The organism is Dietzia sp. CW19 (assembly GCF_014145265.1).
In the GTDB taxonomy this organism is placed as follows: domain Bacteria; phylum Actinomycetota; class Actinomycetes; order Mycobacteriales; family Mycobacteriaceae; genus Dietzia; species Dietzia natronolimnaea.
In genome coordinates this window covers 1-6,286 of the sequence record NZ_JAALEE010000139.1, presented here as the reverse complement: position 1 = coordinate 6,286, position 6,286 = coordinate 1, and the positions used below count along the sequence as shown (strand labels likewise).

The following is a 6,286-nucleotide window of genomic DNA, read 5'->3' as shown; positions in this document are numbered from 1 at the left end:
CACTCGCCACCGGCACCTCGACGTTCGACGGCGACCCGGCCGCGCGGGTACGACCCCAGGCCACGGTCCTGGACGCGCTCCGTGCCCTGGGCGCCGACGTCACCGGGGACAGCCTGCCGTTCACCGTCGCCGGGGCGGGCTCCCTGCGGGGTGGCCGGGTCGAGATGGACGCCTCCGCCTCGTCGCAGTTCGTCTCCGGCCTCCTGCTCTCCGCCGCCCGCTTCGACGAGGGGGTGGAGCTGATCCACGTGGGCGGTGCCGCCGTCCCGTCCGGCCCGCACATCGAGATGACACTGGCGATGCTGCGGGAATCCGGGGTGGCCGTCGAGCACCCCACCGCGTCGTCCTGGCACGTGGCACCGGGGCCGATCTCGGCCGTCGACCGCGTGGTGGAACCCGATCTGTCCAATGCGACCCCGTTCCTGGCCGCGGCCGCCGTCACCGGCGGGTCCGTCCGCGTCCCCCGCTGGCCGGTCTCCACCACGCAACCCGGGGACGCCATCCGCGGGATCCTCCGGGACATGGGCGCGTCCGTCACCCTGGAGACCGCCGACGGGGCCGAGCACGGAACCCTCGTCGTCGTCGGGCCCGACCGCCTCTCCCCCATCGAGGCGGACCTGTCCGCCATCGGTGAACTCACCCCCACGATCGCCGCGCTGTGCGCGCTCGCCGACGGCCCGTCACGGTTGACCGGGATCGCGCACCTGCGCGGGCACGAGACCGATCGCCTCGCCGCCCTCGCCGCCGAACTCGGTGCGGTGGGGTGCGGTGTCACGGAGCTCGACGACGGCCTCGAGATCGTCCCGGGCCCCCTGCGCGGTGCCCCGTGGCGCGCCTACGCCGATCACCGCATGGCGACCGCCGGCGCGATCATCGGTCTCGTGGTGCCGGGGGTCGAGGTGGACGACATCGACTCCACCGCCAAGACCATGCCGGGCTTCACCTCGATGTGGACCGCCATGCTCGCCGGGCGGGCGATGTAGGGCCATGGCCACCAGGCGGGGCGGGAGCGGGGCGCGCGGCTGGGACGAGTCCGACATCCGGATCCGGCCGGGCAAGGGGTCCAGACCCCGCACCAAGCGCAGGCCCAGCCACTCCGACGCCGCGTCCGCGATGGTCGTGAGCGTCGACCGCGGACGCTGGGGATGTGTGCTGCTGGACGACGGCCCGGACCACGTGGCCGGGACCCGGATCGTCACCATGCGGGCCCGGGAGCTGGGCCGCACGCCGATCGTCGTGGGCGACCACGTCGGCGTGGTGGGAGACCTCACCGGCACCCGGGACACCCTGTCGAGGATCGTCCGGGTCGAGGAGCGGAGCACGGTCCTGCGCCGGACCGCCGACGACTCCGACCCCTACGAGCGGGTGGTGGTGGCGAACGCCGAACTGCTGCTGATCGTGGTCGCGGTCGCGGACCCCCCGCCGCGCGCCGGCTTCGTCGCCCGCGCGCTCGTGGCGGCCTATACCGGCGGTCTCGATCCGGTCCTCTGCCTGACCAAGGGGGATCTCGACGACCCGTCGGTCTTCGCCGCCGAGTTCGAGGCGCTCGACGTCCCCGTGCTCCGGACGGGGATCGACGACGACCTCACCGCGCTGCACGAACGGATCGACGGTCGGATCTCCGCCATGATCGGCCACTCGGGCGTCGGCAAGTCCACGCTCGTCAACCGCTTGATCCCCGACGCCCACCGGGCGACCGGCGTGGTCTCCGGAGTCGGCAAGGGCCGACACACCTCGACCCAGTCGGTCGCCCTCGAACTGGGTACCGGGGGCTGGGTGGTGGACACCCCGGGGATCCGCAGTTTCGGCCTCGCGCACGTCTCGCCCGACGACGTGGTGGCGTCGTTCTCCGACCTGGACGCGATCGTGCAGGACTGCCCCCGGGGCTGTACCCACCAGGGCCCGCCCGCGGACCCGGAGTGCAGGTTCGACGCCATAGCCGACCCCGCCGTGCACCGGCGCGCCCTGGCCGTCCGCGAGCTCCTCGGCGTCCTGCAGTCCAATGACGCGTGGGCGCTGGGGACCGATCAGGACTGACGCCCCGCCGCGGTCAGAGCTTGAGCTCGACGTCCCCCAACGCCACCGAGATGCACGTCTGGATCCGCTCGCCGGGGCCGTGGTCGGTGCCGTTGCGCAGGTCGCGGACATGCCCCTCGTCGAGTCCCACGACGCAGGTCTGGCAGATGCCCATCCGGCAGCCGAACGGCATCTGCACGCCCACCTGCTCGCCGCCCTCGAGGATGGTGGTGGCACCGTCGAGCTCCACCGTCTTGCCGGTCGAACCGAACGTGACGGTCCCGCCCGAGGCCCCGGCGTCCCGGTTGACCGTGAAGCGCTCCACGTGGAGATCGTCGCGGCCGGTGGCGTCGAAGTGCTCGTCGAGCTCGTCGAGCATCGCGTTGGGGCCGCACGCCCAGGTCGGCCGCTCCGACCAGTCGGGGACGAGGGCGGACATCTGGCGGGAGTCGATGCGGCCCTCCTCGCTGGTGACCCGCAGGTGCAGGACGTACCCCGGCTGGGTCTTCTCGAGGGCGCGCAACTCCTCCAGGAAGAGTGCGTCCTCCCTCTCGCGCACCGAGTGCACGTGGACGACGTCGGGGAACGGCTCGGTGACCGAGCGGCGGTCCAACGAGCGGAGCATGCCCATGACCGGCGTGATGCCGGATCCGGCCGTGACGAACATCAGCTTGGGCGGCGTCGGCGTGGGCAGGTGGAAGTCCCCCGCCGGGGCGGCGAGGCGGACGATGGTGCCGGGCTCGACGGTGCCGACGATGTGGTTGCTGAGCAACCCCTCGGGCAGGGCCTTGACGGTGACCGAGTACTCGCCACGACCCGTGGTGGGCGCCGAGGTCAGGGAGTAGGAGCGCCAGGTCCAGCGGCCGTCGAGGAGGACGCCGATTCCCAGGTACTGTCCCGGCTGGTAGTGCGGGGTCGCGCCCCACCCGGGCTTGATGACGAGGGTGACGGTGTCCTCCGCCTCGCGGCGCACCGTGACCACCTCTCCACGCAGCTCCCGGGAGGACCACAACGGGTAGATGAGCGAGGAGTAGTCGTCCATCCGCAGCGGGTGGGTGAGGCGGTTGAGGAAGCGATGCGCGGCCCGCGGTTCGGGAACCCTCGCGGCCGCTGCCCGCAGTACACGGTTGAGTCCACTGGTCGACTCGGTCACTGGTGCCTCCTTGGGGCAGGGAACCGCGCGACCCGAGGACCGGGCCGACGGTGCCGGAGATGAGAACCTACGGTAGCGAAGGTTAGCGCCTGGCGGACACCGCACGGGCGTGATCCCGGTAACCGGGACGGCCCTCCGGGGTTCTCAGAGCAGATTGAGCAGGAACGGCAGCTCCGCCGCGTCGTACCAGGCGAGATCGAGGTCGAGAGCGTCCCCCACGGTGAGTTCGGCGTCCTCGTCCCCCAGGTCGGCGCGATCCACGGCCGCGACCGCGGCCTCGACGGGGCCGGCCGCGCCCGCGAGGTCCACGTGGACGGCCGCGACCTCGTCCATCGCCACGGTCCCCCTCGTCAGGCGGACGACCGCGGTGTCCAGGTCGGGCCGGGGCCGGGCGTCGGCGTCGGGGACATCCACACTCACCACCACGCGGCGGTACGGGTGCGCCTCGTGCACCGCGCCGGAGTCGATCTCACCGCCGAGCAACCGGAGCGAGGCGCGGGCGGCCTCGAGGAACGCGACGTGCTCGATCTCCTCGGTGTCCCCCTGGGCATACGACTCGACGAGCGCGGGGGTCGCGGCGAACGCGGTCGCGCTGCGTACGGGCATCTCCCCGCCGTCGAGCAGGGTCTCCAGCATCGCGAGCGTGGCAGGGATGAACAGGCGCATGGTGGTGCCTTCCTCGGGTGGGCGGGGCCGGTCGGCGGTCGGTACCGGTCGGCGGGTACCGGTCAGCGGGCGGTCCCGGTGAGCTCGTCGAGTGCCGACGAGATGAGCTCACCGATCTCCTCCACGTCCGGAACCGCCTGGCGATCCGCCGTGAATCCGCAGTAGACGATCCCCGAGTAGCTGCTCATCGACACGGCCAACGCCTGACCGTCGAGCAGCGCGGGGACGGGGTAGACCTCGGCGAGCTCGCCGTCGCCCCAGAACATCTTGTGCTGCGGTCCCGGTGCGTTGGTGACGACCAGGTCGTAACTGTCCGACGGCAACATGATCGCCGCCCGGGAGCCCAGCGCGTGCAGGGTGGGCGGGGCGAATCCGGAGAGGCGGGCCAGCGACTTGGCGCCGACGGCCTGCCTCGGGTGGCGCTGTGTGGCCGTCTCCCTCGAGATCTGCGCGAGCCGCATCCGGGGGTTGGGCTCCCCCACCGGCATGCCGATGAGGGCCGAGGCGATCTCGGCGGAGGTCGCCTCGGCCGAGACCTCCGACCCCTCGACCGGTCCGGTCTCCGAGGAGACCGCCATCGGCACGATCGCCCGGAGCGTGTCGGCCGTCGAGAGCGGGTGGCCGCAGGACAGGATCCACGAGCGCAGCGCCCCGCACAGGACGGCCAGGACCACGTCGTTGACCTTGCACCCGTGCTCCCTGGCGATCGTCCGCGCCTGGTCCAGCGGGAACGAGGCCAGTCCCACGCGGCTGCCGCGCGGGCGGGAGGTCCGGAACATCTCCGCCAGCCCCCCGGGCGGTCGCAGGACCGTCAGACTCGCGGCCCCGACCAGACCACGGCTCGCCCTCTCCACCGCGTTGACCAGTCGTGCCGAGCGCCGGACCAACTCCAACGGGTCCGTGGCGATGGTGATGAGCGCGTCCAGGACGAGCACGCCGTCGCCCGGCGAGGGCACGGGGGTCCAGGTGGCCACCTCGTCCACGTCCGCGGACGCCCTCTCGTCGGTCATGAGCACCTGAGCGAGGTCCACGGCGTTGGGGCCGCCCAGGAGGACGTGATGGGTCTTGGTGAGAACAGCCAGCCGCCCGTCGGCGAGTCCCTCGATGAGGTAGAGCTCCCACAGCGGTCGGCCGGGCTCGAGCGGGCGGTCGACCAGCCTGGCCACCAGATCGGCGAGCTGGCGCACGCCCCCGGGCGCCGGCAGTGCGGACCTGCGGACGTGGAAGCTCAGGTCGAAGTCCGGATCGTCGACCCAGACCGCCCGCGCGAGCCCGAACGGGACGTACCGGATGCGCTGGCGGAACCTGGGGGCGTCGGCGAGTCTGGCGTCGACGAACTCCATGACGCGGTCGATGTCCCACGGATCGTCCCGGGAGACGAGCGCGAGGGAACACGAGTGCCGACTCCGCGATCGGGTGGCGTCCCCGATGAGCAGATCCGCGTCCGCCGTCGCCAGCCTGGTCGCCACGGGTCAGACCGCCTCGTCCAGCCCGAGCAGTCCCCGGATCTCCACGGCCGCACGGTCGAACACCTGGTAGAACACGCCGATCATGCCGGTCTGGACGGCGCCCAGGACGTTCTCGATGGCGTCGTCGACCATGACGCACTCCCGGGGCTCCAGCTCGAGCCGTCGCGCCGCCTCGAGGAACGCCTCGGGATCGGGCTTCTCGACGCCGGTCCGGCCGCTGAGCACCACGTGATCGATGCCGTAGGCGCGGGCGTCCTCACGCACCCGATCGGCGCCCGGCCCCTCGGGCTCGTTGCTGAGGACCGCCAGGCGCACGTCGTTGGCACGCGCACCGAGAAGGATCTCCCGCCAGCTCTCGCGGTCCTCATCCGTGCCGTCCAGCACCCCGAAGTAGTCGACAATCAGTCCTCGCATGGGGACAGCCTAGGCAACGCCCGTCGACGGTGCAGGAGCGGAGCCGGAACCGACCGCCCGTCCCCGTGCGTCAAACGACATAGAAGAACGCGAGACCGGCCCGGTCCTCGCCGGAGGGAGCAGGAGAACGCATGGCCCCGACACCCGTGTCACCGCCGTCGACGGGACGATCCACGCCCTGTCGGGACGCCTCGTTCGACGAGTGCAGGGTCAGACCACTCCCCTCCACGGAACCCGTCTCCGCTGCCCGACGGCACGACCGGATGAGCCCACCGGTCGCGGATCCGGTGGCGGTCCCGGTGCCCGTGCCGGACCCCGAGCACGCGGTACCGGTCCCGGCGAGGCGGGCGGCCCACGCCCTGGTGATCATGGCCCTCGAGGTCGTCGACCGGAAGCGGGCCCCACACCACACCCGGGGCGCGTTCCCACCCCACCTCGTCGAGATGCTCAGGACCCTGGCCCGCGGAGGGGTCCCGGGCCGGCACCTCGGTCCCGCTCGGGTCCACCGCCTCCACATCCACGCCGCCGATCCCGGGGCCCCCGGCGGCGGTGTCGCTCCCGGATCCGG

At 72.5% G+C, this 6,286-nt stretch carries 7 protein-coding genes and 1 pseudogene; 3 read left to right on the top strand and 5 right to left on the bottom strand.

Going from position 1 to position 6,286, the window contains the following annotated elements:
• Nucleotides 1-983: 3-phosphoshikimate 1-carboxyvinyltransferase (locus G6021_RS04910; RefSeq protein ID WP_182611097.1), on the top strand; the 983-nt coding region annotated here is incomplete at its 5' end.
• 4 nt (nt 984-987) lie between these two features.
• Nucleotides 988-2,037 carry a ribosome small subunit-dependent GTPase A gene (rsgA, locus tag G6021_RS04905; protein WP_179524789.1) on the top strand — a complete coding sequence of 350 codons (1,050 nt, stop codon included), beginning with the start codon at nt 988-990 and terminating at the stop codon, nt 2,035-2,037.
• Nucleotides 2,038-2,050: 13 nt separating this feature from the next.
• On the opposite strand, the gene G6021_RS04900 is transcribed toward rsgA, so the two are convergent.
• The 5 genes from G6021_RS04900 to G6021_RS16910 all read right to left on the bottom strand — a co-directional run bounded on the left by G6021_RS04900 (nt 2,051) and on the right by G6021_RS16910 (nt 5,947).
• The gene (locus tag G6021_RS04900) at nt 2,051-3,169 is read right to left on the bottom strand and encodes a ferredoxin reductase (protein ID WP_179524788.1); all 1,119 of its coding nucleotides are present in this window, start codon (nt 3,167-3,169) and stop codon (nt 2,051-2,053) included.
• Nucleotides 3,170-3,313: 144 nt separating this feature from the next.
• Nucleotides 3,314-3,835, bottom strand: a complete 522-nt coding sequence (locus G6021_RS04895; protein WP_179524787.1) for a hypothetical protein — start codon at nt 3,833-3,835, stop codon at nt 3,314-3,316.
• A gap of 62 nt (nt 3,836-3,897) precedes the next feature.
• Nucleotides 3,898-5,304: a wax ester/triacylglycerol synthase family O-acyltransferase gene (locus tag G6021_RS04890; protein ID WP_182615997.1), complete on the bottom strand. Its 1,407-nt coding sequence runs from the start codon at nt 5,302-5,304 to the stop codon at nt 3,898-3,900.
• A gap of 3 nt (nt 5,305-5,307) precedes the next feature.
• The gene (locus G6021_RS04885; RefSeq protein WP_179524785.1) at nt 5,308-5,718 is read right to left on the bottom strand and encodes an HAD-IA family hydrolase; all 411 of its coding nucleotides are present in this window, start codon (nt 5,716-5,718) and stop codon (nt 5,308-5,310) included.
• 70 nt (nt 5,719-5,788) lie between these two features.
• Nucleotides 5,789-5,947, bottom strand: coding sequence for a hypothetical protein (locus tag G6021_RS16910; protein WP_206682643.1), 159 nt, complete (start codon nt 5,945-5,947; stop codon nt 5,789-5,791).
• 34 nt (nt 5,948-5,981) lie between these two features.
• Between G6021_RS16910 and G6021_RS16905 the strand changes: the two are divergent.
• Nucleotides 5,982-6,286 (top strand): annotated as a pseudogene (locus tag G6021_RS16905) (hypothetical protein); the annotation flags it as partial.